15 protein-coding genes are annotated in these 24,356 nt (G+C 72.9%); 7 read left to right on the top strand and 8 right to left on the bottom strand.

Translation table 11 applies throughout. The features are described from left to right. Positions 1-31: 31 nt before the first annotated feature. Together IEZ10_RS06290 and IEZ10_RS06285 are read right to left on the bottom strand one after the other, a co-directional pair. Positions 32-928, bottom strand: coding sequence for a TIGR03619 family F420-dependent LLM class oxidoreductase (locus IEZ10_RS06290; RefSeq protein ID WP_189245489.1), 897 nt, complete (start codon positions 926-928; stop codon positions 32-34). Next, positions 928-1,734, bottom strand: a complete 807-nt coding sequence (locus tag IEZ10_RS06285; protein ID WP_189245488.1) for an SAM-dependent methyltransferase — start codon at positions 1,732-1,734, stop codon at positions 928-930. The genes IEZ10_RS06290 and IEZ10_RS06285 overlap by 1 nt, the downstream gene beginning before the upstream one ends. A gap of 230 nt (positions 1,735-1,964) precedes the next feature. On the opposite strand from IEZ10_RS06285, the gene IEZ10_RS06280 reads away from it, so the two are divergent. Further along, positions 1,965-3,614, top strand: a complete 1,650-nt coding sequence (locus IEZ10_RS06280) for an ABC-F family ATP-binding cassette domain-containing protein (RefSeq protein WP_189245487.1) — start codon at positions 1,965-1,967, stop codon at positions 3,612-3,614. Positions 3,615-3,715: 101 nt separating this feature from the next. Here the strand turns inward: IEZ10_RS06280 and IEZ10_RS06275 are convergent, their stop codons facing one another. After that, positions 3,716-4,231 (bottom strand): hypothetical protein, encoded by a 516-nt coding sequence (locus IEZ10_RS06275; RefSeq protein ID WP_189245486.1) that lies wholly within the window; start codon positions 4,229-4,231, stop codon positions 3,716-3,718. 239 nt (positions 4,232-4,470) lie between these two features. On the opposite strand from IEZ10_RS06275, the gene ppgK reads away from it, so the two are divergent. The 3 genes from ppgK to hrpA all read left to right on the top strand — a co-directional run bounded on the left by ppgK (position 4,471) and on the right by hrpA (position 11,782). Beyond that, positions 4,471-5,205, top strand: coding sequence for a polyphosphate--glucose phosphotransferase (gene ppgK / locus IEZ10_RS06270; protein ID WP_189245485.1), 735 nt, complete (start codon positions 4,471-4,473; stop codon positions 5,203-5,205). 240 nt (positions 5,206-5,445) lie between these two features. Then, complete coding sequence (locus tag IEZ10_RS06265; protein WP_189245484.1) at positions 5,446-7,752, top strand: glycoside hydrolase family 6 protein; 2,307 nt, start codon at positions 5,446-5,448, stop codon at positions 7,750-7,752. Positions 7,753-7,912: 160 nt separating this feature from the next. Beyond that, complete coding sequence (gene hrpA, locus IEZ10_RS06260; protein WP_189245483.1) at positions 7,913-11,782, top strand: ATP-dependent RNA helicase HrpA; 3,870 nt, start codon at positions 7,913-7,915, stop codon at positions 11,780-11,782. A 76-nt stretch (positions 11,783-11,858) separates the two neighbouring features. Here hrpA and IEZ10_RS06255 read toward each other — a convergent pair whose 3' ends face one another. The 3 genes from IEZ10_RS06255 to IEZ10_RS06245 all read right to left on the bottom strand — a co-directional run bounded on the left by IEZ10_RS06255 (position 11,859) and on the right by IEZ10_RS06245 (position 14,251). Further along, a complete protein-coding gene (locus tag IEZ10_RS06255) occupies positions 11,859-12,350 on the bottom strand; it encodes an NUDIX domain-containing protein (protein WP_189245482.1) in 492 nt (163 codons plus the stop codon). Between the two features lie 123 nt (positions 12,351-12,473). Then, a complete protein-coding gene (locus tag IEZ10_RS06250; RefSeq protein WP_189245481.1) occupies positions 12,474-12,908 on the bottom strand; it encodes a hemerythrin domain-containing protein in 435 nt (144 codons plus the stop codon). After that, complete coding sequence (locus IEZ10_RS06245) at positions 12,905-14,251, bottom strand: MFS transporter (RefSeq protein ID WP_189245480.1); 1,347 nt, start codon at positions 14,249-14,251, stop codon at positions 12,905-12,907. Before IEZ10_RS06245 ends, IEZ10_RS06250 begins: the two co-directional genes overlap by 4 nt. 22 nt (positions 14,252-14,273) lie before the next feature. On the opposite strand from IEZ10_RS06245, the gene IEZ10_RS06240 reads away from it, so the two are divergent. Together IEZ10_RS06240 and IEZ10_RS06235 are read left to right on the top strand one after the other, a co-directional pair. After that, complete coding sequence (locus tag IEZ10_RS06240; protein WP_189245479.1) at positions 14,274-14,921, top strand: TetR/AcrR family transcriptional regulator; 648 nt, start codon at positions 14,274-14,276, stop codon at positions 14,919-14,921. Between the two features lie 177 nt (positions 14,922-15,098). Continuing rightward, positions 15,099-15,746 carry an HAD family hydrolase gene (locus IEZ10_RS06235; protein WP_189245478.1) on the top strand — a complete coding sequence of 216 codons (648 nt, stop codon included), beginning with the start codon at positions 15,099-15,101 and terminating at the stop codon, positions 15,744-15,746. A 170-nt stretch (positions 15,747-15,916) separates the two neighbouring features. Here IEZ10_RS06235 and IEZ10_RS06230 read toward each other — a convergent pair whose 3' ends face one another. Next, positions 15,917-17,455, bottom strand: coding sequence for a gamma-glutamyltransferase family protein (locus IEZ10_RS06230; protein ID WP_189245477.1), 1,539 nt, complete (start codon positions 17,453-17,455; stop codon positions 15,917-15,919). Between the two features lie 329 nt (positions 17,456-17,784). On the opposite strand from IEZ10_RS06230, the gene IEZ10_RS06225 reads away from it, so the two are divergent. Next, on the top strand, positions 17,785-21,198 hold the full coding sequence (locus IEZ10_RS06225; RefSeq protein ID WP_189245476.1) for a M28 family peptidase: 3,414 nt from the start codon (positions 17,785-17,787) through the stop codon (positions 21,196-21,198). Between the two features lie 190 nt (positions 21,199-21,388). Here IEZ10_RS06225 and IEZ10_RS06220 read toward each other — a convergent pair whose 3' ends face one another. Then, entirely contained in the window at positions 21,389-24,190 is a 2,802-nt protein-coding gene (locus tag IEZ10_RS06220) for a helix-turn-helix transcriptional regulator (protein WP_189245475.1), read from the bottom strand. Positions 24,191-24,356: the final 166 nt, after the last annotated feature.

Raw genomic sequence — 24,356 nt, 5'->3', positions numbered from 1 at the left:
CCGTACGGCCCGGTGCGGGGAGGCGGGGTCGCTAACGGAGGACGGCCTCGCGCAGGGTCTCGGCGAGGTCGAGCAGGTGGGCGGGGTCGCGCGCGGTGAGCTGGAGGTCGACGAAGATCTCGTGCACGCCGGTCTCGGCGATGGCCCGCAGCCGCCCGCCGATCTCCTCCACGGTCGCGCCGGCCGTACCGCTGACGACCGGGTTGGCCCGCACGACGACGCGCACCCCGTCCGGGTCGCGCCCGGCCCGCTCGGCGGCCCGCCGTATCGTGTCCCGCATGTCCGCGAGGAGCGGCACCGGCATGGCCGCCGCGAGCCAGCCGTCGGCGCGGCGGCCGACGCGCTCCAGAGCCGCGGGGGAGAAGCCCGCCAGCAGGAGGGGCGGGTGAGGACGCTGGACGGGCTTCGGACCGATGTGGCTCGGCGGGACGCTCCAGCCGGGGGCGGAGACGGCCACCGGGTCGTCGCGCCAGACCGCCTCCAGTGTGTCGATCGCGGCGTCGAGCCGCGCGGCGCGTCCCTTCCAGGGCACCCCGGTGGCGGCGTACTCGTCCCTCGACCAGCCGAGGCCCAGCCCGGCGTCGAGGCGGCCGCCGCTGAGCACGTCGAGCGTGGTGAGCGAGCGGGCCAGCAGCACCGGGGGATACCAGTTGGCGTTCAGCGTGCTGGTCCCCAGACGGATCCGGGAGGTGACGGCCGCGGCGGTGGTGAGGACCGCGAGCGGGTCCAGGAACGTGCGGTGCTCCGGCGGGATGGTGCCGTCGCCGCCGGGATAGCGGTCCCGGGGGGAGAGCGGGGTCAGCAGCCGGTCGCCCGCCCACAGCCCGCTGAAGCCCCGGGCCTCGGCCTCCCGGGCGACGGCGACCACAGCCTCGGGGCAGGCGAACCGGCCGTACTGCGGCACCGCCAGCCCGAAGCCGACCGTCATCAGGGCTTTCTCCCGACCCCGCAGAGGATCAGCGACCGGGAGGGGTCCTCGTGGAGCCCCGGGTCCTCCGGCCGCCACTCCGGCAGCCAGACGACTCCGGGCTCCGCCAGGTCGAACCCGTCGAACAGCTCGGTGATCTCCTGGCGGGTCCGCAGGACGAGGGGGGAGTTGGCCCGCTTGTAGACGCTGACGCCCTTGTCCACGGCCTCGACCCGGGAGTCGCTGGTGCCGTGGGACAGCACCAGGTGGCTGCCGGAGGGCAGGGCGTCGCGCAGGGTGGCCACGATGCGCCGGGGATCGTCGGCCTCGGTGATGAAGTGCATGACCGCCACGAGTAGCACGGCCACGGGCCGGGAGAAGTCGAGATGGTCCTGGATCTCCGGAGACTTGAGGATCCCCTCGGGAGTCCGCAGGTCGCCGGGGGTGACGATGACCTGGTGCCGGTCCTCCTGCAGCAGCGCCCTGGCGTGGGTGAGGACGATCGGGTCGTTGTCGATGTAGACGACGCGGGAGTCGGGGGCGGTCTCCCGGGCCACCTCGTGGACGTTGCCCTGGGTGGGCAGGCCCGTGCCGATGTCCAGGAACTGCCGGATCCCCTGGCCGGCGAGGAACCTGACCGCCCGGCCGAGGAAGGCGCGGTTCTCCCGCGCGGCCGCGCGCACCTCGGGGGCGACCGCGAGGATCTCCTCGGCCGCGGTGCGGTCGGAGGCGAAGTTGTCCTTGCCGCCCAGGTAGTAGTCGTACAGGCGGGCGACGCTGGGAGTGTTGACGTCGATTCCGCGGCGTGTCCACTCTTCGTCTGCCATGCCCCGCCTCCGCCCGAAAGCTCCGGAAGATCCCGTGTGAAGATCTTTAGGCAGAGCGTAGTGCGCCATCTCCCGAAATCGGCGGAATTTACGAAATCTCCTAGGTGGCGGCCGGAGGGACGGAAGGCCCCGCGCGGCGGGCTCCGCCGGGCGCGGAAGGGGACGCGGCGCCGCCGTACGGCCGGAAACCGCGGGGAGATCCGGACGGCGTGGCCGATAGCGTTGCCCTCATGAGCGCCACCCTCGTCGCGAAGGACCTCGCCGCCGGCCACGGCGACCGCGCCCTGTTCTCCGGCCTCGACCTGGTCGTCGCCCCGGGCGACGTGGTCGGCCTGGTCGGGGTGAACGGGGCCGGAAAGTCCACCCTGATGCGGATCCTGGCCGGTCTGCTGCCGCCCGAGCACGGCACCGTACGGCTCAGCCCGCCCACCGCGTCCGTCGGTTATCTCCCCCAGGAGCGTGAGCGCCGGGCGGACGAGACGGTCGCCGAGTTCCTGGCCAGGCGGACCGGGGTGGCCGCCGCGCAGCGCGCCCTCGACACCGCGACCGAGGGTCTCGTCGAGGGGCGGCCCGGCGCCGACGACGAGTACGCCGCCGCCCTGGACAGGTGGCTGGCCCTGGGCGGGGCCGACCTGGAGGACCGGGCCGGGGAGGTCGCCGCCGAGCTCGGCCTGGCGGTGGACCTCGGCCTGCCGATGGCGGCGCTGTCCGGCGGACAGGCCGCCCGGGCGGGGATGGCGTCCCTGCTGCTCAGCCGTTACGACGTCTTCCTGCTGGACGAGCCCACCAACGACCTCGACCTCGACGGCCTGGAACGGCTCGAACGCTTCGTCGCCGGCCTGCGTGCCGGGACGGTCCTGGTCAGCCACGACCGCGAGTTCCTCGCCAGGACGGTCGACCGGGTCGTCGAGCTCGACCTCGCCCAGCGGCAGGTCCGGTCCTACGGCGGCGGCTACGACGGCTACCTCGCCGAGCGGGAGATCGCCCGGCAGCGCGCCCGCGACGCCTACGAGGAGTACGCCGGCACCCTCACCTCGCTGCGGCAGCGGGCCCTCACGCAGCGCGCCTGGATGGAGAAGGGCGTCAAGAACGCGCGGCGCAAGGCCGCCGACAACGACAAGGTCGGCCGGAACTTCCGCACGGAGGCGACCGAGAAGCAGGCCGCCAAGGCCCGGCAGACCGAGCGGATGATCGAGCGGCTGGAGGAGGTCGAGGAGCCCCGCAAGGAGTGGGAGCTGCGGATGGAGATCGCCGTGGCCCCGCGGTCCGGGGCGGTCGTCGCCACGCTGCGCGACGCGGTGGTCCGGCGTGGCGGGTTCACCCTCGGGCCGGTGGACCTGCAGATCGGCTGGGCCGAGCGGGTGGCGATCACCGGCGCGAACGGCTCGGGCAAGAGCACCCTGCTCGGCGCGCTCCTCAGGCGGCTCCCCCTCCAGGAGGGCCACGCCTCACTCGGCCCCGGCGTGGTCGTCGGGGAGGTGGACCAGGCCCGGGGGCTGTTCCTGGGCGGCGAGCCGCTGCTGGACGCCTTCGGCGCCGCCGTGCCGGAGATGACGCCCGCCGACGTGCGGACGCTGCTGGCCAAGTTCGGGCTGCGCGCGGCGCACGTGCTGCGCCCGGCGGCCACGCTGTCGCCGGGGGAGCGGACCCGGGCCGCCCTGGCGCTGCTCCAGGGCCGGGGCGTCAACCTCCTGGTCCTCGACGAGCCGACCAACCACCTCGACCTGCCCGCGATCGAGCAGCTGGAGTCGGCGCTCGCCGCCTACCCCGGCACGCTCCTGCTCGTCACCCACGACCGGCGGATGCTGGAGGCGGTCCACACCACCCGGCACATCCACGTCGAGGCGGGCCGGATCACGGAGCAGCCGGGCGCCTCCTGAACGCGCCCTCCGGCGTCGCCGGGCGGGAGTCCTCCGCCCGGCGACGCCGGAACGTCACCGCCGCCCGGTGTCCCCGAGGACACCGGGCGGGCGGCCGGGGATCACCGCGAGAGGTAGAGCACCTTCCAGGTGCCGGCGTAGAGGCAGTTGAGCGACGGCTGGGCCGCCCTGGCCTCGGAGCAGACCTTCAGCTCCACCTGGTAGACGTTCCGGTGGTCGAACGTGAACGGCTGCGGCGTGCCGTACGAGCAGTCGCGGATGGTGCGGTGCGTGAAGGGCAGGTTCCCGTCGGACGTCCGGTAGGTGATCCGGAAGACCGCCAGGCCGCAGGTCGCGCTCGCGCGGGTCAGGTCCTGGACGCGCCCGGAGATCCGGACGGTCTCGGCGGCGGGGATGTCGGCGTGGTCCTCGCCGGTGGCGCGCAGGGAGCCGGAGGCCTTGGCCCCGCGCCCCGGGGAGTAACGGGGGCCCCAGGTGACGGCCGGGGCGGCGGCGGAATCCGGGGCGACGGCGACGGCGGGGGTGGGGATGGCGGCCTGGGCGGCCGAGGGGAGCGAGACGGCCGAGAGCGCGGCGGCGGCGAGGGCGAGGCCGGTGAGGAGGCGGGTGGCGATCATCGGAGCGGTCCTTTCCTGCGGTGGTACCCGCAGTGTGTTATGAGGTGCTTTCAGCGGGCTTGACCGCGCCTGCAGACGGGTATCGGCGGGCTTGACGCCACCGGCGGCCGGTGCGGGGACCGCGCCGGGGCCCGGTGCGGGGAACATGCCGGGGTCCGGTGCCGGGGTCATCGGGACGCGCGGTGTGCGGGCATCACCCGCCCGCCGCGGGGAAGAGGGCCACCCAGGGAGGTGACGCCATGGAGGCGCTGGGAATCGACATCGGCGGCTCGGGGATCAAGGGAGCCCCGGTGGACGTCGCGACGGGGAGGCTGACCCGGGACCGGCTGCGCGTCCCGACCCCGGTGCCCGCCGCGCCGGAGGCGGTCGCCGAGGTGGTCGCGCGGATCACCGGGCACTTCGAGTGGGCCGGGCCGGTCGGGATCACCTTTCCCGGGGTCGTGGTCGGCGGGGTCACGATGTCGGCCGCCAACGTGGACCGGTCATGGATCGGCGTGGACGCGCGGGCGCTGTTCGCCAAGGCGACGGGCCTGCCCGTGACGGTGCTCAACGACGCCGACGCGGCCGGGGTGGCCGAGGTGACGCACGGCGCGGCCAGGGAGGCGGCCGGGGTGGTGCTGATGCTGACGTTCGGCACCGGGATCGGCAGCGCGCTGTTCGCCGACGGCCGGCTGGTGCCCAACACCGAACTGGGGCACCTGGAGCTCCACGGCAAGGAGGCCGAGAGGCGGGCCTCCGACCACGCGCGCGAGGCGCACGACCTGAGCTGGGACAAGTGGGCCGAACGGGTGGAGGAGTACCTGCGGCACGTGGAGATGCTGTTCTCACCGGCGCTGATCGTGATCGGCGGCGGGGTCAGCAAGAAGTCGGAGAAGTTCCTGCCCAAGGTGCGGCTCCGCACCCCGGTCGTCCCGGCGGCCCTGCTGAACGAGGCGGGCATCGTGGGGGCCGCCATGGCGGCGGCGAAGGCGTAGACCGGCCGGGCGGACCGTTCCCCGGCGACCCGTGGCCCGGCTCCGCCCGCGCCGATCCCGTACGGCCGGCCGGAGCCGTACGGCCGTACTGAAAGTTTCATCGGGCCCGAAGGGCGTTCGGTGAGGTCAGCGGCGGGGACGGCCCCGGGGAGACGCCTTCGGCGCGCAACACCCTGTACACATTCCCGAAACCTCCGGACTATGGGAGCGCTCCCACCCACGTCCTGGAGATGATCACGTATGAGAGCTCATCCGCGTCGCCGCGCCTGGCGGCACCGGGCGGCGACGTCGACGGCCCTGCTGGTGGCCGCCGCGGGCCTGGCCGCCGGGCCGGCCACCATGGCGCACGCCGCCGTCGCGTGCGACGTCAGCTACACCACCAACGAGTGGCAGGGCGGGTTCACCGCCACCGTCAACCTGAAGAACCTCGGCGACCCGCTGAACGGCTGGACCCTCGGCTTCGCCTTCCCCGGCAGCCAGCAGCTCCAGCAGGGCTGGTCGGCCACCTGGAGCCAGAGCGGCAACCAGGTCACCGCGAAGAACCTCGACTGGAACGGCAGCCTCGCCACGGGCGCGTCGACCAGCATCGGCTTCAACGGATCGTGGAGCGGAAGCAACCCCAAGCCCACCTCCTTCACGGTCAACGGCGTCACCTGCGGCGGGACCACCCCGACCAACCAGCCGCCCACGGTGAGCCTGACCAGCCCGTCGAACGGCGCCACCATTCCGGCGGGCTCGGCCGTGCCGCTCGCGGCGACGGCCGGTGACGACGGCGGGGTGAGCAAGGTCGAGTTCTACGTCGACGGCGCCCTGGTCAACACCGACACCACCGCCCCGTACAGCTTCTCGGCGGCGAACGTGGGGACCGGCAGCCACACCGCCAAGGCCAAGGCCTACGACAACGCCTCCCCGGCGCTGTCCACCGAGAGCTCCGCGGTCTCCTTCACCGTGGGCGGCGGGAGCGGCACCCCGTCGATCGTCGCCACCTCGACCGCGGTCACCGTGCCCGAGGGCGGTTCCAAGACGGTCGGTTTCAAGCTCAGCGCGGCTCCCACCTCCAACGTCACGGTCAACCTGACCAAGACGGGTGACTCCGACATCACCATCACGCCGTCCACGCTCACCTTCACGCCCGCCAACTGGAGCACGGCGCAGAACGTGACGGTCTCGGCCGCCCAGGACAGCGACCAGGTCAACGGCACCGCCACCATCGCCGCCGCGGCCGCCGGCCACACCGGCGCCTCCGTCACCGCGACCGAGGACGACGACGACGTCACGACGCCGCCGCCCGGTGAGCACGTCGACAACCCGTACGCCGACGCCACCGGCTACGTCAACCCCGACTGGTCGGCCAAGGCCAAGGCCGAGCCGGGCGGCACCGCCGTGGCCGACATCTCGACCGGCGTATGGCTGGACCGCATCGCCGCCATCGAGGGAACCTCCTCGGCCAAGGGCCTGCGCGCCCACCTCGAAGAGGCGGTCAAGCAGGACGCGGCCAACGGCAGCAAGCCGCTGACGATCCAGTTCGTCATCTACAACCTGCCGAACCGCGACTGCTCGGCGCTGGCCTCCAACGGCGAGCTGCGCATCTCCCAGAACGGCCTGGCCCGCTACAAGGCCGAGTACATCGACCCGATCGCCACGATCATGAAGGACCCCAAGTACGCGGCCCTGCGGATCGTGACGGTCGTCGAGATCGACTCGCTGCCCAACCTGGTCACCAACCTCAACGTGCCCGACTGCCAGGAGGCCAAGTCGAGCGGCGCCTACGTGGACGGCGTCCGCTACGCGCTGGACAAGCTGCACGCGATCAAGAACGTCTACACCTACGTCGACGCCGGCCACCACGGCTGGCTGGGCTGGGACACCAACTTCGGCCCCTCGGCCGACCTGTTCGCCAGCACCGTCTCCGGCACCGCCGCCGGCTTCGACAGCGTGGACGGCTTCATCACCAACACCGCCAACTACTCGGCGCTGAAGGAGCCGCACTTCACCATCAACACGACGGTGAACGGCCAGACCGTCCGCCAGTCGAGGTGGGTCGACTGGAACTTCTACGTCGACGAGCTCAGCTACGCCCAGGCCTTCCGGAACCTGCTCATCCAGAAGGGCTTCAAGTCCACCCTCGGCATGCTGATCGACACCTCCCGCAACGGCTGGGGCGGCTCGGCCCGCCCGGCGGCTCCCAGCACCTCCACCGACGTCAACACCTTCGTCAACCAGTCGCGGGTCGACCGGCGCATCCACGCCGGCAACTGGTGCAACCAGAGCGGCGCCGGCCTCGGTGAGCGCCCGCAGGCCAGCCCCGCCCCCGGTCTCGACGCCTACGTCTGGATCAAGCCTCCGGGCGAGTCCGACGGCTCCAGCTCCGCCATCCCCAACGACGAGGGCAAGGGCTTCGACCGGATGTGCGACCCGACCTACACCGGCAACGAGCGCAACGGCAACAACCTGACCGGTGCCCTGCCGAACGCGCCGATCTCCGGCCAGTGGTTCTCCGCCCAGTTCCGGGAGCTGCTCAAGAACGCCTACCCGGCGATCAACTGACCTCCGCCCGATCCCTCTCACCCGGGTCCCCGGCCGCCTCGGCAGCCGGGGACCCGCCCCTTTTCCCGGGGCGCGATATTGGGATGCGGCCGCGGTGGCGGGTCGGGCACGATGGGCGGTCGGCTCCGGAACTTCGGGCTGAAAGTACTCTGGAAGCAGTATGGGAACGCCTCCTTTGACATCTCCGCTCGCCCAGCTCCACGCGCGCCTGCCCGAACTCACCCTGCGTGACCAGCGCAGGCTGCGGCGCCGGCTCGACGGCGCCCGCAAGGTCAGGAACCGGGCCGCGCAGCAGAAGATCGCCGCGGAGATCACCTCCGACATCGAGAAGGCCGAACGCCGGATCGCCGAACGCCGCGCGGGCGTGCCTGCGATCACCTACCCGGAGAGCCTGCCGGTCAGCCGCCGCAGGGACGACATCCTGGAGGCGATCCGCGACCACCAGGTCGTGATCGTCGCCGGTGAGACCGGCTCCGGCAAGACCACCCAGCTGCCGAAGATCTGCCTGGAGCTGGGCCGGGGCGTCAAGGGCCTCATCGGGCACACCCAGCCGCGCCGGATCGCCGCCCGGACCGTCGCCGAACGCGTCGCCGAGGAGCTGGACACCCCGCTCGGCGAGGCGGTGGGCTACAAGGTGCGCTTCACCGACCAGGTGAGCGACGGCACGCTCGTCAAGGTGATGACCGACGGCATCCTGCTGGCCGAGCTGCAGGGCGACCGCGACCTCGCCCAGTACGACACGCTCATCATCGACGAGGCGCACGAGCGCAGCCTCAACATCGACTTCATCCTCGGCTACCTCAAGCAGCTCCTGCCCCGCCGGCCCGACCTGAAGGTCGTCATCACCTCGGCCACGATCGACCCGGAGCGGTTCTCCCGGCACTTCGGCGACGCCCCCATCGTGGAGGTGTCCGGCCGTACGTACCCCGTCGAGGTCCGCTACCGGCCGGTGGAGGAGGACGACGACCAGATCCAGGCGATCAGCGACGCCGTGGACGAACTGTGCGCCGAGGGCCCGGGCGACATCCTCGTCTTCCTCAGCGGCGAGCGGGAGATCCGCGACACCGCCGACGCCCTGTCCAAACGCAAGGACGCCGAGGTGCTGCCGCTGTACGCCCGGCTGTCGGCCGCCGAGCAGCACCGGGTCTTCCAGCGCCACTCCGGCCGCCGCATCGTGCTGGCCACCAACGTCGCAGAGACCTCGCTGACCGTCCCCGGCATCAAGTACGTCGTGGACCCCGGCTTCGCCCGCATCTCCCGCTACAGCCACCGCACCAAGGTCCAGCGGCTGCCCATCGAGGCGATCTCGCAGGCGTCGGCCAACCAGCGCAAGGGTCGCTGCGGCCGCGTCTCCGAGGGCGTCTGCATCCGCCTCTACAGCGAGGAGGACTTCCTCTCCCGGCCGGAGTTCACCGACCCGGAGATCCTCCGCACCAACCTCGCCTCGGTCATCCTGCAGATGACCTCCATCGGCCTGGGCGACATCGGAGCCTTCCCCTTCGTCGAACCGCCGGACCAGCGCCAGGTCAGGGACGGCTACGACCTGCTGCTGGAGCTGGGCGCGTTCGACAAGGCCAGGCAGATCACCCCGCTCGGCCGCAAGCTGGCCGGCCTGCCGGTGGACCCCCGCCTGGCCCGCATGGTCATCGAGGCCGACCACAACGGCTGCGTCCGCGAAGTCATGGTCATCGCCGCCGCGCTGTCCATCCAGGATCCGCGCGAGCGCCCCGCCGACAAGCAGCAGGCCGCCGACGAGAAGCACCGCCGGTTCGCCGACAAGGAGTCGGACTTCATCTCCTACCTGAACCTGTGGAACCACCTGCAGGAGCAGCAGAAGGAGCTGTCCTCCAGCGCGTTCCGGCGGTTGTGCAAGGCGGACTTCCTCAACTACCTGCGGGTTCGCGAGTGGCAGGACGTCTACGGCCAGCTCCGCCAGATGTCCAGGTCCCTCGGCGTCACCCTGAACGGCGTCCCCGGCGACGAGCAGAAGATCCACGTCTCCCTGCTGTCCGGCCTGCTGTCGCACGTCGGCGTCAAGGACATCGACAAGAAGGGCGCGGACGGTCCCCGCCGCCCTATGACCGAGTACATCGGCGCGCGGAACGCCCGCTTCGCGATCTTCCCCGGCTCGGCGCTGGCGAAGAAGCAGCCCCTGTGGGTGATGTCCGCCGAGCTGGTGGAGACCTCCCGCCTGTGGGCCCGGGTCAACGCCAAGATCGAGCCCGAGTGGGTCGAGCCGATGGCCCAGCACCTGGTCAAGCGCACCTACTCCGAGCCGCACTGGGAGAAGAACCAGGGCGCGGTGATGGCGTACGAGAAGGTCACCCTGTACGGCGTGCCCATCGTGGCGCAGCGCAAGGTCAACTACGGCCGCATCGACCCCGAGCTGAGCCGCGAGCTGTTCATCCGGCACGCCCTGGTCGAGGGCGACTGGGAGACCCACCACGCCTTCTTCAGGGAGAACCGCAAACTCCTGTCGGAGGTCGAGGAGCTGGAGGAGCGGGCCCGCCGCCGCGACATCCTCGTGGACGACGAGACCCTGTTCGACTTCTACGACCGGCGCATCCCCGCCGACGTGGTCTCCGGCCGCCACTTCGACTCCTGGTGGAAGAAGACCAGGAACGATCAGCCCGACCTGCTCAGCTTCGAGAAGTCGATGCTGATCAGCGACGCGGCGGGCGACGTCAGCCAGCGCGACTACCCCGACGTCTGGCGCCAGGGGAGCCTGCGCTTCCCGCTGACCTACCAGTTCGAGCCCGGCGCCGACGCCGACGGCGTCACCGCGCACATCCCGCTGGCCCTGCTCAACCAGGTCAACCCCGACGGCTTCGACTGGCAGATCCCCGGCCTGCGCGAGGAACTGCTCACCGCGCTCATCCGGTCCCTGCCCAAGGAGATCCGCCGCAACTTCGTGCCCGCCCCCAACTACGCCAAGCAGGTGCTCCAGCGGGCCGAGCCCACCCGGGAGCCGCTGCTGACCGTGCTGGAGCGGGAGCTGGCCGCCCTCACCGGCGTGTGGGTGCCGCGCGAGGCGTGGCGGCTCGACCAGGTCCCCGACCACCTGCGGATCACCTTCCGGGTCGTCGACGGCCGCAAGAAGAAGATCGACGAGAGCAAGGACCTCGCCGACCTCAAGCGGCGGCTCGCCCCCCGGCTCCGCCAGACCCTCTCCCGCGCCGCCGACGGGCTGGAGAAGTCGGGCCTGACCACCTGGAACGTGGGGGAGCTGCCGAAGACGTTCGAGCAGCGCCGGATGAAGGCGTACCCGGCGCTGGCCGACGAGGGCGCGACCGTGGCCGTGCGGATGTTCGAGACCGAGGCAGAGCAGCGCCGCGCCATGTGGGAGGGCACCCGCAGGCTGCTGCTGCTGAACACCCCCTCCCCGGCCAAGTGGGTGCTCGGCCGCCTGGACAACCAGGCCAAGCTCGCCCTCAGCCGCAGCCCGCACGCCGGCGCCGTCGCCCTGTTCGACGACTGCGTCGCCTGCGCCGCCGACAGGCTCATGAGCGAGTACGGCGGGCCGGTCTGGGACGAGGCGGCCTTCGCCGCCCTGCACGACAAGGTCCGCGCCGAGCTGTTCGACACCACCGAGGAGGTGGTCTCCCGGGCCCGGGACATCCTGGCCGTCTGGCACGCCGTCTCCACCCGCCTGGCCGAGGCGCGCTCCACCCCCGCCGTCGAGGACGTCCGCGACCAGGTGGGCGACCTGGTCTACCCGGGGTTCGTGACCGACACCGGCCACCGTCGCCTGCCCGACCTGCTGCGCTACCTCAGGGCGGCCGAGCGGCGGCTGGAGAAGATGGCCGACGACCCGTTCCGCGACGAGGAGCGGATGTACAAGATCCACGACATCGAGGACGAGTACCACGACCTGGTGGAGAAGCTGCCCCCGGTCCGCCGCGCGGACGACGACGTCCGGGAGATCCGGTGGATGATCCAGGAGCTGCGGGTCAGCTACTTCGCGCAGACCCTCGGCACGCCGTACCCGATCTCCGACAAGCGCATCCGCAAGGCCATGGAGCGCCTCTGAGCGGGTCCCCGGGAGCCCCACCGGATCTTCGGGCGGACGGTTCAGGCGACCGCCTGGGCCGGGCCGGTGGGACGGCTCATCCGCCCGCGGGGCCGCCGCCGGGGAGGTAGACGGGGCGCCGCTCGCGGCGGGCCAGGCGGGCGGCGGGCAGGCGTGGCGCGCTGACCTCCGGCAGCAGTGTGACGGCGGTGTCCCAGGCCAGGAACGCCGCGTCGTCCAGCTCGTCGGCCTGCAGCCGGATGCGCGACGGGTCGTCCAGCACGCCGCCGTCGAACAGGAAGTTCACCATGGAGCGGGGGCGGTCCCCGGCCGGGGGCGACCAGTGCACCACGAGCAGCCCGCCCACCTCGACCTGAACGCCCAGCTCCTCCATCGCCTCGCGCGCGGCGCAGTCGTGCGGCGCCTCGCCGTTCTCGACGATCCCGCCGGGAAAGCTCCAGCCCGGCCGGTAGTTCGGCTTGACCAGCAGGACCCGGTCGTCGGCGTCGGTGATCAGCACGGCGGCCGAGGTGAACACACTGGGCAGTGTGGCGTACCACTCGGCCGGCTCCAGGAAGACCTTGCTCACCCCGTCACGCTAACAGGGCGCCCCGTCCCGGCCCGCACCGTCACGCCGCCGACGACGCCGCCTGCCGCGTGGCGGCCGGTGTCCGCGCCGGGAGGAGCCTCCGGCGTCCTGGCCCGGGAGAGGTCAGACGTCGTCCGGGAGAGTGGCCATCCGGTTGAGGACGGGGACGAGCTGCTCCTCCTCGTAGTCGAGGTGCGCCTCCAGTTCCTCCGCCAGCCGATCCAGCTCGTCGCCGACCCCCTGCCCGCCCTCGTCCAGCAGGCTCCGGATGCGGCTGATCAGCCGGGCCACCGTCCGATGCTCCTCGCGCAGCCGGTCAAGGGTCTCGGCGAGTTCGGGGTGCTCGGTCCGCAGGTGGGGGAACAGCGCGCCGTCCTCCCCCTCGTGGTGCGCGTGCAGGGCGTCGCAGAACGTCAGGCAGTGCGTGCGCAGGTCCGCTCCGCCGGTCCGGTCACCGGATTCGGGGCGGCCGCGCAGGTTCGCCAGGTCGCGGCGGAAACCGTCGTGGAGTTTGACGAGCTCGTCGCCCCAGGCGATGACCCGTTCGTCGTTCGTCATGCCGTTTCTGCCTTTCGTGAGAGGTTTCCGTAGAGGGCGGCGAAGACCGCCGCGAAGAGGGCGGCCGTCGCGGCGAGGGTGAAGCTCCAGCCCGGACCGGCGCTGGACAGGACGGTCGCCCCGACCGCCCCCGCCAGGCTGCTGCCCACCACCCTCACCAGCGCGTTCACGCCGCCGGCCACCGCGGTCTTGGACGGCTCGACGTGTTCGACGGCCATGGTGCCGAGGGCCGCGTAGCCGAGACCGATGCCCAGGCCGAGTACGGTGGCGGCGCCGTACAGGGGCAGGCCGCCGCCGCGCTGGACGGCCGGCCACAGCGTGGCGACCGCCACCAGCGTCGCGCCGCCCGCCACCAGCGCGGAGGCGGTGAAGCGGCGCATCAGCGGGCCCGCGAGGACGGAGACCGCCAGCATCAGGACCGTCGTCGGCAGCAGGTAGAGGCCGACCTGCAGCACCGAGGCGCCGAGTGTCTCCTGGGCGAACGCCGAGATGGTCATGATGGCGGCGAACAACGCGAAGCCGAGCAGGAACGAGGCCACCGTCGCCCCCACGGTCCCCCGGTGCACGAGCATCGGGATCTCGATCAGCGGGGAAGCGGTACGGCGGGCGGTCACGACCCACGTGCCGGCCACCACCGCGGCACCGGCCAGCAGGCTCAGGGTCGGCGGGGACGTCCAGCCCCAGGCCGCGCCCTTGCTGATCGCGAGCAGCAGGCAGACGAGCCAGGTCGACACCAGTGCCGCGCCGAGGAGGTCGGGCCGGTCTCCCGCCTGCCGTCGAGCGGCTCGCCGGTCCTCCCGAACGACGGCCGTCACCAGCGCGAATCCCGATGCCGCCAGTCCGGCCAGGATCCAGAACACGAGCCGGTGGTCCCCGTCCACCAGTCCGGCGAGGATCATGCCTCCGCCGCTCCCCACGCCGATGGTCGCGCTCAGCACCCCGATCGCCGTCGGCAGCCGCGGCGCGGGCAGGGCCTCCCGGACCAGGCCGATGGCCAGGGGCAGCAGCGGTGCGGCCGTGCCCTGGAGAACGCGGCCCACGATCACGAGGGTGAGCGTCTCCGACACGGCGCTCAGCACCGACCCGGCGACGAGTAGTGCCAGCGCGACCAGTGACATCGCGCGCCGCCCGTACATGTCACCGAGGCGAGACAGCAACGGGATGGAGACCGCGCCCGACAGGAGGCCGGCGGTGAGGGTCCACGAGACGGACGTGAGGGAGGCGCCGAGCCGCTGCTGGAGCAGGGGTAGCAGCGGCACCATCACGGTCATCTGCAGGGTGCCGACGGCGACCCCGTACGCCAGCACGGCCACGGCCGCCGCGCCACGCGAGTTTCTATACATGTATAAAAAGTAGCATGGCAGAATGCCCTCGCGTACCGGACGACCCCCGAAGATCTCCAGAGCCGACATCGTGGCCGCGGCCCACCGGGTCATCGAGGAGGACGGCGTCGCGGGCCTGACGATGCGCCGGCTGGCCAGAGAGGTGGGCAGCACGGCCATGGCGCTGTACCACCACGTACGCGACAAGGAGGAGCTCCTCCTGCTGCTCCTCGACGACTACGCCGCCGGCCGGCCCCGGCCGAAGGAGGAGGACCTGCCCGGAGAGCCTCGCGACCGCGTGGTGGCGGTGGCGACGGCGATGCGGGAGACGCTGTCCGGCTGCCCGTGGATCGTGGACGTGCTGCGGGCCGACGACCTGCTGTCGGTCGGCGCCCTCTGGTACCCGGAGCAGATCATCGACGCCGCGCTGAGTGCGGGGCTGACGACGGAGGAGGCCGTGGACGCCTACCGGATCATCTGGCACTACACGGCGGGTGAGATCAGCGGCAGGGCCGCGGCGCGCAGACGGCGGGAGCAGGAAGGGGACACGTACCGGGAGCGGGTGTTCGCCCGGCTCGACGCGCGGGAGTTCCCACGGCTGGCGGAGGTGGGGCGGCGATGGGAGGAGCTGACCGCCAAGGACACCTTCGACCGTGGACTGCGCGCGATCGTCACCGGTCTGCTGCCGTGAGACCCGGCGCGCGGTGAAGGCGCGGTACGGCCGGCGGTGACGGGGTGACCGGCGGTGACGGGGCGACCGGCGGTGACGGGGTGACCGGCGGTGACGGGGCGACCGTCGTTCTCCCAGGCGAACGACTCGATGCCCGCTCGTCTAGGATCGGTCCGGCCTGCCGAAAGGGGATATGTCATGGTTCGGGCGGTGGTGTTCGACGTCGGGGAGACGTTGATCGACGAGACGCGGATCTGGTCGCGCTGGGCCGACCGGCTCGGGTTCCCCCGGTTCACGGTGCTCGGCATGCTGGGCGGCATGGCCGCCCTCGATCGGCCGTTCTCCGACGTCTTCGAGCTGCTGCGGCCCGGGTTCGACCTGGAGGCCGAGCAGGAGGCGTGGAAGCGCGACGACCCCGACGGGCTCCGGGTGAACTTCGACGCCGACGACCTCTACCCCGACGTACGGCCCGGCCTGGCCGCGCTCCGCGACCTCGGGTACGAGCTGATCATCGCGGGCAACCAGCCGCCGCAGGCGTACGACGCGCTGGCCGCGATGGACCTGCCGGTCGACGCGATCCACACCTCCGACGGCTGGGGCGTGGCCAAGCCGGCCCCCGAGTTCTTCGCCAAGGTCGTCGCGGTGTCGGGCCGCGAGCCGGGGGAGATCCTCTACGTGGGCGACCGGCTCGACAACGACGTCCGTCCGGCTCGCGCGGCGGGCATGCGGACCGCGCTGATCCGCCGCGGCCCGTGGGGTCACCTGCACGCCGACCGGCCGGAGGCGGCCGAGGCCGACCACGTCATCGACGACCTGCACGCCCTGGCCGCGCTCCTGCGACGCTGACCGCCGGCACCTTGCACGCCCTGGCCGCGCTCCTGCGGCGCTGACCGCCGACACCGGTCGTACGGGGCGGACCGGCCGGCGTCCGGCCTCCCGCGGCGCCCCGGTCCTCCCGCCGGCTTCCGCGCCCCGCCGTCCGCGGGGCGCGCCGGCTTCGCCGCGGGCGGCCGCGGTCAGAGGCCCGCGGCGGCCCCGATGATCGAGCGCGGGTCCGCCGCGCCGGCGAGGATGCCCGAGGGCAGCACGTCGATCAGGTGGGCGTGGCCGAACGACGAGCCGTACGGCGCGGAGCGGACGGGGTGGCCGCGCTCGCCCAGGCCCCCGCTCCACGGGGCGCCCTCCTCCACCTCGACCGTCGCGTGGTCGGGGGCGAGCCAGGTGTCGAAGCCGGTGCCGCCTGAGGCCAGCCGCCAGCGGGCGGCGGCGATCGCCTGTCCCGGCGCCTGGTCGTGGACCAGCAGGCGGGTGATGATCTGCAGCAGGATCTGCGGCTGGGCGTCGCCGCCCATGGTGCCCACCACCGAGCGCAGCGACCCGTCGGTCCGGGTGACCAGCGCGGGGACGAGGGTGTGCGGCGGGCGGCGGCCGGGGCCGTACTCGGCGGGGTGCCCGGGCTTCAGGGAGAAGCCGATGCCGCGGTTCTGCAGGTTGATGCCGGTGTTCGGCTCGAAGACGAGGCTGCCGAAGCCGGAGGCGTTGGACTGGATCAGCGAGACGCCCATGCCCTCGCCGTCCACCGCGCACAGGTAGGTGGTGTCGCCGGAGGAGGTGAGGTCGCGCACCGTGACCCTCTTGTCCCGGTCGATCATCCTCCGGCGCTCGGCGGCCGAGGCGAGCGCCTCCTCGACGGAGCAGTCCTCGAACAGCACGTCGGGCCGGTCGTGCCCGGCCATCCGCGCGGCCTCCACCAGCAGGTGCGCCCAGAGGGGGTCGGCCGGGTCGGCGGGCAGGTCGAGCTCCTCGGCGATGGCCAGCGCGAGCAGCAGCAGGTAACCCTGGGAGTTCGGCGGCGCGGTCCACACGTCGTGGCCCAGCGCGCGGATCCTGAGCGGTTCGACCCAGTCGGCGTTCTCCCTGGCCAGGTCGTCCTCGGTGTACTCGCCCCCGCCGAGGGCGATCAGTCCCTCGCCGAACTCGCCGAGGTAGAACCCCTCGCGCCCCTCGGCGAGGGCCTCCAGCGCCCGCGCCACGCCGGGCCGCCTGATCAGGTCCCCGGTACGGCGGGCGGCGGCGAAGTCGTGGTGCAGGGGAGCGACCGTCTCCAGGGACGGCACCATCAGCGGGGAGGCGGGGAACCCGGCGAGGGCGTGCTCGATCGCGGGCGCCAGCACCTCGGGCATGGTCAGCCTGCCGTACCGCTCGTGCAGGGCCAGCCAGCCGTCGGCGCAGCCGGGCACCGGGACGGAGCGGATGTCCCCGCGGTGCGGCATCTGCTCGTGCCCCTCGGCGCGCAGCCGGTCCGGGTCCGCTCCGGAACCGGCCCGGCCGGAGGCGTTGAGCGCGGCCGGGGCCCCGGGGCCGTCGTGGACGAGCGCGAACAGGTCACCGCCCAGCCCGCACATGTGCGGCGCGGTCACCGCCAGCACGGCGTTGGCCGCGATCGCCGCGTCGGCCGCCGAACCTCCTCGCTCCAGCATGGCCACACCCGCGCCGGAGGCGAGGTGATCGACGGTGCAGACCATTCCGGAACGCGCGTAGCGGGTGTTCAGCATGACGAGAGCGTACGGCTTCCGCCGCCGGGACCGCACCGGCCGGCCGGTACGGATTCTCCCCGGCCCGATGGTTCCCGCCCTCCACCCGCCGCCGTTCCCCGGCCGCTTTTTCGGTAGGCATACGGATGTCGCTACGGATGTTCGGCGCCTGAGCGCGGATCTAACGTCACGAAACGGGGGCACCGCACCCCGCCGCCCCCTCGCCTCCTCACCCCCCTCGTCTCCCGCCGTGCCCGCCGCCGGGTGATCCCGGTCTGCGGAGCCGCCGCCCTCCCCCCTGCCCGCGCGCGGGCGGACGCGGTGCGGGAGACCGTTCGAAAGGAACACGCGTGAGACGCAGAGCCGTACTCGCGGCCACCCTCGGCCTGGCCGTGGTGGCCGCGGTGGCACCCTCCTCACCGGCGGCCGCCAAACCCTCCCCGAAGCCGGCCGACAATGCCCGCTCCCTCCATGTCCGCTCCTTCGCCGACCCGCCCCAGCTCGCCGTGGCCGCCGCCGACCAGGCCGTCGCGAGCGGTCTGGACGAGCTGCGCAAGGGGCCCGACGAGGCCTACCGGCGCACCGCCGTGATGCCGGGCTCCGAAGGCATGTACTCCGTCGTCTACGAGCGCACCTACAAAGGGCTGCCCGTGGTGGGCGGCGACGCGGTCGTGATCACCGACTCCGCGGGGAAGGTGCGCGACACCGCGGCGGCCTCCGGCGTCACCCCGAAGGTGACGACCTCGCCGAAGGTGACCGCCGAGGACGCCCGCGCCAAGGCGAAGAGCCGGCTGACCCGGGTCGACGACAGCGCCGACCCGCGCCTGGTGGTCCTGGCCTGGGGCGCCAAGCCGCGCCTCGCCTGGGAGGCCCTGGTCTCCGGAATCGCCGGCGGCAAGCCGAGCAAGCAGCACGTGTTCGTCGACGCGCGCACCGGCGAGATCGCCGACGCCTACGACGAGGTGCGGGCGGGCACCGGGAACGGCTACTACTACGGCCAGGTCACCATCTCCACGAGCGGCTCCGGCAGCTCGTACTCGATGACCGACCCGACCCGCAGCGGCATCCGCTGCGGCGGGCAGAACGGCTCGGCCTACACCGGCACCGACGACGCCTGGGGCAACGGCTCCGGGACGAACCTGGAGACCGCGTGTGTGGACGCGCTCTACTCGGTGCAGAAGGAATGGGACATGCTGCGCGACTGGCTCGGTCGCAACGGCATCAACGGCAGTGGCGGCGGCTTCCCGACCAAGGTCGGGCTCAGTGACGTCAACGCCTACTGGGACGGCAGCACCACCAACTTCGGCCACACGCAGGACAACCAGCGCCAGGCCACGTCGATCGACGTGGTGGCCCACGAGTTCGGCCACGCCGTCTTCCAGAACACCCCCGGCGGCACCGGCTCCGGCAACGAGAACGGCGGCATCAACGAGGCCGTCGGCGACGTCTTCGGCGCGCTCACCGAGGCCTACGCCAACAACCCGAACGACCCGCCGGACTACGAGGTCGGCGAGAAGGTGAACCTCGTCGGCGAGGGCCCGATCCGGTACATGTACGACCCGTCCAAGGTGGGCGACCCCAACTGCTGGTCCTCCTCGATCCCGAGCACCGAGGTGCACGCGGCGGCCGGCCCGTTCAACCACTGGTTCTACCTGCTGGCCGAGGGTTCCGCGCCGGGCGGCGGCAAGCCGAACAGCCCGATCTGCTCCGGCGGGCCCTCCTCGGTCACCGGCATCGGCCTCCAGAAGGCCGGAAAGATCTTCATGGGCGCGCTGATGCGCAAGACCTCGACCTGGAAGTACACCAACGCCAGGCTGGCGTCGCTGTCGGCGGCGGTCGAGCTGTACGGCGATGGCAGCCCCGAGTGCGCCGCCACCAAGGCGGCCTGGAACGCGGTCAGCGTGCCGGTGCAGACCGGTGAGCCGACCTGCGCCGCGACGGGCAACGACTTCTCCCTGACGCTGAGCCCCGCCGCGGGCACGGCGCAGCCCGGTCAGCAGGTCACCTCGACCGTCGGCACGCAGACCGTCTCGGGCAGCGCGCAGACGGTCACCCTCACCGCCTCCGGCCTGCCGGCGGGCGCCACCGCGAGCTTCAGCCCGGCGTCGGTGACCTCGGGCGGCACCTCCACCATGACCATCGGCACCGCCGGGTCGACGCCGGCCGGGACGTACACCGTCACGGTCACCGGTTCCGCCACGTCGGGCACGCACACGGCGTCCTACACCCTGACGGTCGGCAACGGGGGGCCCGCCCCGACCGACCCGCCGGACATCAGCCTCGCCAACGTCAAGACCCACCTGCAGCAGCTCCAGAGCATCGCCACCGCCAACGGCGGTACCCGCAGGTCCACGGGCGCCGGCTACACCGCGTCGGTGTCCTACATCGAGCAGAAGCTCACCGCCGCCGGCTACACCGTGGTGCGGCAGTCCTGCACCTCCGTCTGCACCTCCGGGGCCGGGCCGAACCTGATCGCCGACTGGCCCGGCGGTGACGCGGGCCAGGTCGTCATGGCCGGAGCGCACCTGGACAGCGTCTCGGCCGGTCCGGGCATCAACGACAACGGCTCGGGCTCGTCGGCGCTGCTGGAGGTCGCGCTGACACTGGCGGCGAAGAACCCGACGATGGCCAAGCACGTGCGGTTCGGCTGGTGGACCGACGAGGAGCAGGGCCTCAACGGCGCCCAGTTCTACGTCAACTCGCTCAGCTCCACCGAGCGCAGCAAGATCAAGGTCTACCACAACTACGACATGGTGGCCTCGACCAACGGCGGCTACTTCATCAACAACATCAACACCGAGGCGGCCCAGCACCTCAAGGCCTTCTACGACGGCCTGAACCTCCAGCCCGAGGAGAACACCGAGGGCGCCAACCGGTCCGACGACGCGCCGTTCCGCAACGCGGGGATCGCCACCTCCGGCGTGGCGGCCGGCGCCAGCGCCACCAAGACCTCGGCCCAGGCCGCCAAGTGGGGCGGCACGGCGGGCCGGGCGTACGACCCCTGCTACCACCAGTCGTGCGACACCACGAGCAACATCAACGACACCGTCCTGGACCGGGCCGCCGACGCCTCGGCGTACGCGATCTGGAAGCTCGCGACGGGCACCACCACGAGCCGTGACTTCTCGATCTCCATGAACCCGTCCTCGGGGACGGTCCAGGCGGGCCAGGCGGCCACCGCCACGGTCTCCACCGCCACCACGGCGGGCACCGCGCAGACGGTCAGCCTGTCCGCGTCGGGTCTGCCCACCGGCGCCACGGCCGGCTTCAACCCGGCGTCGGTGACCTCGGGCGGCTCGTCCACCCTCACCATCGCCACCACGGCCGCGACGCCCTCCGGCACCTACCAGGTGACGGTGACCGGCACCGGTGAGGCCGCCACCCGCACCTCGACGTACACGCTGACCGTGCAGGGCGCCTCGGGTGGCCGCACGTTCCGCAACGACACCGACTACACCGTCTACGACTACGGCACCGTCCTGAGCCCGATCACCTCCACCGCGACCGGCTCGGCGGCGTCGCCCGTCAAGGTGACCGTCACGATGAACCACCCCTGCGCCGAGGACCTCCAACTGTGGCTCCGCGGCCCGAACGGGCTGTGGTATCCGCTCCAGGCCAGCGGCGGCTACGTCTGCACCCCGTACGGCACGCGGACCTACACGGTCCCGGTCGCTCAGCGGGCGGCCGGACAGTGGGTCCTGGAGGTCGACGACCTGTATCCGGGAGACACCGGCAAACTCGACTGGTGGAGCATCACCGTCTGAGTGTCCGGCCCACGAACGGAAGACGCCCCCGGGACCGAGCGATCGGCCCCGGGGGCCCCGTCGTCTCCGGGGCCGCGTCGTCTCCGGGCCGGTGCCGTCTCCGGTGCCGGGCGGGACGACCCCGGTGCGCGGGCCGGGCGCGTACGTTCAGACGGGCGGGGCGACCCCGGCGCGCGGACCGGGCGTGTGTTCAGACAGGCGGGGCGACCTCGGTGCGCGACCGCAGGCCGAGCTTGCGCAGCACGGTGGCGACATGGGTCTCGACCGTGCGCGTCGACAGGAACAGGACGTCGGCGATCTCCCGGTTGGTCCGGCCGAGCGCGACGAGCCGGGCCACCTCCTTCTCCCGCGGCGACAACGGTCCGGCGCCGCCCTTGCGGCCCCGTGGCAGCGGGGACTCCACGCCGAGGTCGCGCAGCGCGCGCCGGCAGCGCGCGGCGTCGTGGGTGGCGCCGAGCGCGCCGAATCGCTCCGCCAGCTCGGCGAGGACCGGGGCGGCGGAGCGGTCGCCGAGGGCGAGCCTGGCGCGCGCCTCGCTCTCGCCCACCCGCGCCGCCGTGTAGGGCTGGGGCAGGGCCTCGTACGCCTCCCGGGCGCGGGCGAAGAAGTCCGCGGCCTCGGCCGGCCGCCGGTCGGCGGCCAGCGCGCCCCGGGCGTGGTCGAGGGCGGCGTGCGCGGCGGGGGCGAGACGGCCGGCGATCCCGTCGGCGAACTCGGCCACCAGTTCGGCCCCCTCCTGGACGCGCCCGGCCCGGGCGAGCGCGGTGACGGCGGAGGGGACCAGGTAGGCGCCCCAGACCCATACCCCCTTGCGGCGCAGCCGGGCGACCGCCTGCACGGCCTCCGTGACCGCGTGCTCCAGCGCGCCGCGGGCGAGGTGCAGCTCGATCAGGCCGCCCGCGGCGGCCACGGCGACCGGTACATATCTCGCGTCCGGCGCGTCCATACCGGCGTTGTACAGGTACCTGCGGGCCTCCTCCCAATCGCCGGTGGCCAGGGCGAGCGATCCCAGGACCAGCCAGGCGTCCGGCGCCTCCGTGGACAGCTCCACCAGGGCGATCGCCTGGTCGCGGAGTCCCTCCCACTGGCCGGTCAGCCACCGCCTGCGGGTCGTCGAGACCTGGACGGTGTGGGCGGGGTACAACACCCCGCTCTCCGCGGCCAGCTGCTGCCCCCGTCTGCCGAACGCCTCCGCCGCGGCGTAGTGGCCCAGCGTGGTCGCCGAGTCGTGAAGGTTGCAGTAGCCGCGGGCGACCTCCCGCCGGACCGCCGTGGACGGGTCGGCGACGGGCAGCGTGGCGGCGACGGTGAACGCGTCCGGGGAGCCGATCGACATCTGGAACGCGACCCGGTTGACCAGGACGGCGGCCGCCAGCCCAGGGTCGTCGGCGGTCGCGATGAGCTCCTCGGCGCGGGCCATCCACTCCGCGTGCGTCGCCAGCGACTCGGTCCCCCATTCCGGCATCGCGAGGCCGGCCAAGCCACGGGCGGCCAGCGCCGGCCGGTCGTGCAGTTCGGCGACGGCGGCCAGGATCTCGGGGCGTCCGGTGGAGCTGTCGCCCCCCTGGTTGCACAGCACCATGCCGAGGTTGAGTCGCGCCTCGCCGCGCACCTCGCGGGAGAGGAAGTCGTCCCGCAGCAGGCGGCGCATCAGCCGCTCCACCCGCTGGTGTGACAGCCCGGTCGTATCCAGGCGGCTCAGCGCCAGCGACAGAGGACCGCGGTCGGGTTCGGGCAGGTCGGGATCGGCGAGCATGCCGTCGAGCACCTCGATCGCCAGGGCGGTGTCGCCGAGCGCGGCGGCCTGGTCGGCGGCCGCCCTGCCGTGGCGCAGCCAGGCGCCGATGTCCCCCGCCTGCCGGGAGTGGAAGGCCAGCTGGACCAGCGGCGGAGGGGTCACCTCCGCGAGCGCGGCCATCGCGCGCTCGTGCGCCAGACGCCGGTCCGGGCCCGGGATCGCGTCGTACACGGCCTGCTGGGCGAGGGCGTGGCGGAAGCCGTAACGGCCGCCGGGATGCTCGTGGAGCACGCCGGCGCGCAGGGCCTGGCCCAGTCCTGCGGAGTCCCCGCCGACCGTGGTGATCAGCTGCTCGCCCACCGGGAGCCGCAGCACCGCCGCCGCCTGTACGGCGCTCACCGCCGCCGGGGACAGGGCGGCCATCCGCTCGGCCATCGCCTCCCGCAGCAGCAGTGGCACCCCGGCGCGGTCCAGCGCGTCGGGCCCCTCGGCGTCGGGCAGGGAACGGACGACCTCCTCCACCACGAACGGTATGCCCGCCGTGCGCTCGTGCAGTCGCGCGACGAACGCGGGCGGCAGGTCGGGACGGTTCAGCAGCGCGCAGGCCAGGCTGTTCACCTCCGGGGCGTCCAGTGGCCGCAGCGGTATCACCAGGCTCGTCGTGCCGGGCGGACGCCGGTAGGTACGGCCGAGCGGCAGCCCCGGCGTGCTCAGGTCCTCCCGCCGGTAGGTCGCCACCACCGTCAGCCCCTCGGGTGGCTGGTCGGCGAGGAAACGCAGCAGCTCCCGCGTCCCGTCGTCGGCCCAGTGCAGGTCCTCGATCACGAGCAGGGCCGGTCCGACGGCCGCCAGCAGGGCGCGCATCGCGCGGAACAGCCGGTGCCGCTCGGCCCGCGGATCGTTCAGGCGCGGCGGCGACGGCGGGAGCACGTGCGACAGTTCAGGCAGGTAGTCGCGGAGCGCGCCGGTGACCGGGTTGAGGGCCTCGGCCGCCGGCAACCGGCCCGCGACCTCGCGGAGCGCCTCCACCACGGGGCCGTACGGGAAGGGCTCGCGGATCTGGTGGCAGTAGCCGAGAAGGACGGGCCGGTCGCCGGACACGAGACGGTCCAGCGCGGCGTGGACCAGCCGGGTCTTCCCGATGCCCGCCTCTCCCTCCACCAGCACCACGGCCGGCGGGCGGGCCATCGCCTCGATCAGAATCCGCAGCTCAGAGGTGCGTCCAACGAGTACGGGAGAGGATGGGTTGTTCATCGGTCGCTCCGGGGGAGACGGGTGCGGGACCCTCACGGAGGGTCCCGCATATCGCCGTTCAAGGTCAACCCTTGGACATAACGGGCTTGTTGCGGGAGCGTGTCAAGATTCGCACACGGCTGCTCCGGAGCGGGGGGAGCGGCCGTGCGAACCGCCCGGGACCTGC

The sequence above is a fragment of the Streptosporangium pseudovulgare genome, assembly GCF_014648055.1.
Lineage (GTDB): Bacteria > Actinomycetota > Actinomycetes > Streptosporangiales > Streptosporangiaceae > Streptosporangium > Streptosporangium pseudovulgare.
Note: the sequence above shows the minus strand (reverse complement) of the source record. Positions and strands in the feature narration are given on the sequence as shown.

Bases quoted from the DNA above. Each gene is read 5' to 3' on its own strand.
- IEZ10_RS06220 (WP_189245475.1), bottom strand. From the start codon at position 24,190: ATGAACAACCCATCCTCTCCCGTACTCGTTGGACGCACCTCTGAGCTG.
- IEZ10_RS06280 (WP_189245487.1), top strand. From the start codon at position 1,965: ATGAGCGCCACCCTCGTCGCGAAGGACCTCGCCGCCGGCCACGGCGAC.
- IEZ10_RS06250 (WP_189245481.1), bottom strand. From the start codon at position 12,908: ATGACGAACGACGAACGGGTCATCGCCTGGGGCGACGAGCTCGTCAAA.
- IEZ10_RS06275 (WP_189245486.1), bottom strand. From the start codon at position 4,231: ATGATCGCCACCCGCCTCCTCACCGGCCTCGCCCTCGCCGCCGCCGCG.
- hrpA (WP_189245483.1), top strand. From the start codon at position 7,913: ATGGGAACGCCTCCTTTGACATCTCCGCTCGCCCAGCTCCACGCGCGC.
- ppgK (WP_189245485.1), top strand. From the start codon at position 4,471: ATGGAGGCGCTGGGAATCGACATCGGCGGCTCGGGGATCAAGGGAGCC.
- IEZ10_RS06240 (WP_189245479.1), top strand. From the start codon at position 14,274: ATGCCCTCGCGTACCGGACGACCCCCGAAGATCTCCAGAGCCGACATC.
- IEZ10_RS06285 (WP_189245488.1), bottom strand. From the start codon at position 1,734: ATGGCAGACGAAGAGTGGACACGCCGCGGAATCGACGTCAACACTCCC.
- IEZ10_RS06230 (WP_189245477.1), bottom strand. From the start codon at position 17,455: ATGCTGAACACCCGCTACGCGCGTTCCGGAATGGTCTGCACCGTCGAT.
- IEZ10_RS06235 (WP_189245478.1), top strand. From the start codon at position 15,099: ATGGTTCGGGCGGTGGTGTTCGACGTCGGGGAGACGTTGATCGACGAG.
- IEZ10_RS06290 (WP_189245489.1), bottom strand. From the start codon at position 928: ATGACGGTCGGCTTCGGGCTGGCGGTGCCGCAGTACGGCCGGTTCGCC.
- IEZ10_RS06265 (WP_189245484.1), top strand. From the start codon at position 5,446: ATGAGAGCTCATCCGCGTCGCCGCGCCTGGCGGCACCGGGCGGCGACG.
- IEZ10_RS06245 (WP_189245480.1), bottom strand. From the start codon at position 14,251: ATGTATAGAAACTCGCGTGGCGCGGCGGCCGTGGCCGTGCTGGCGTAC.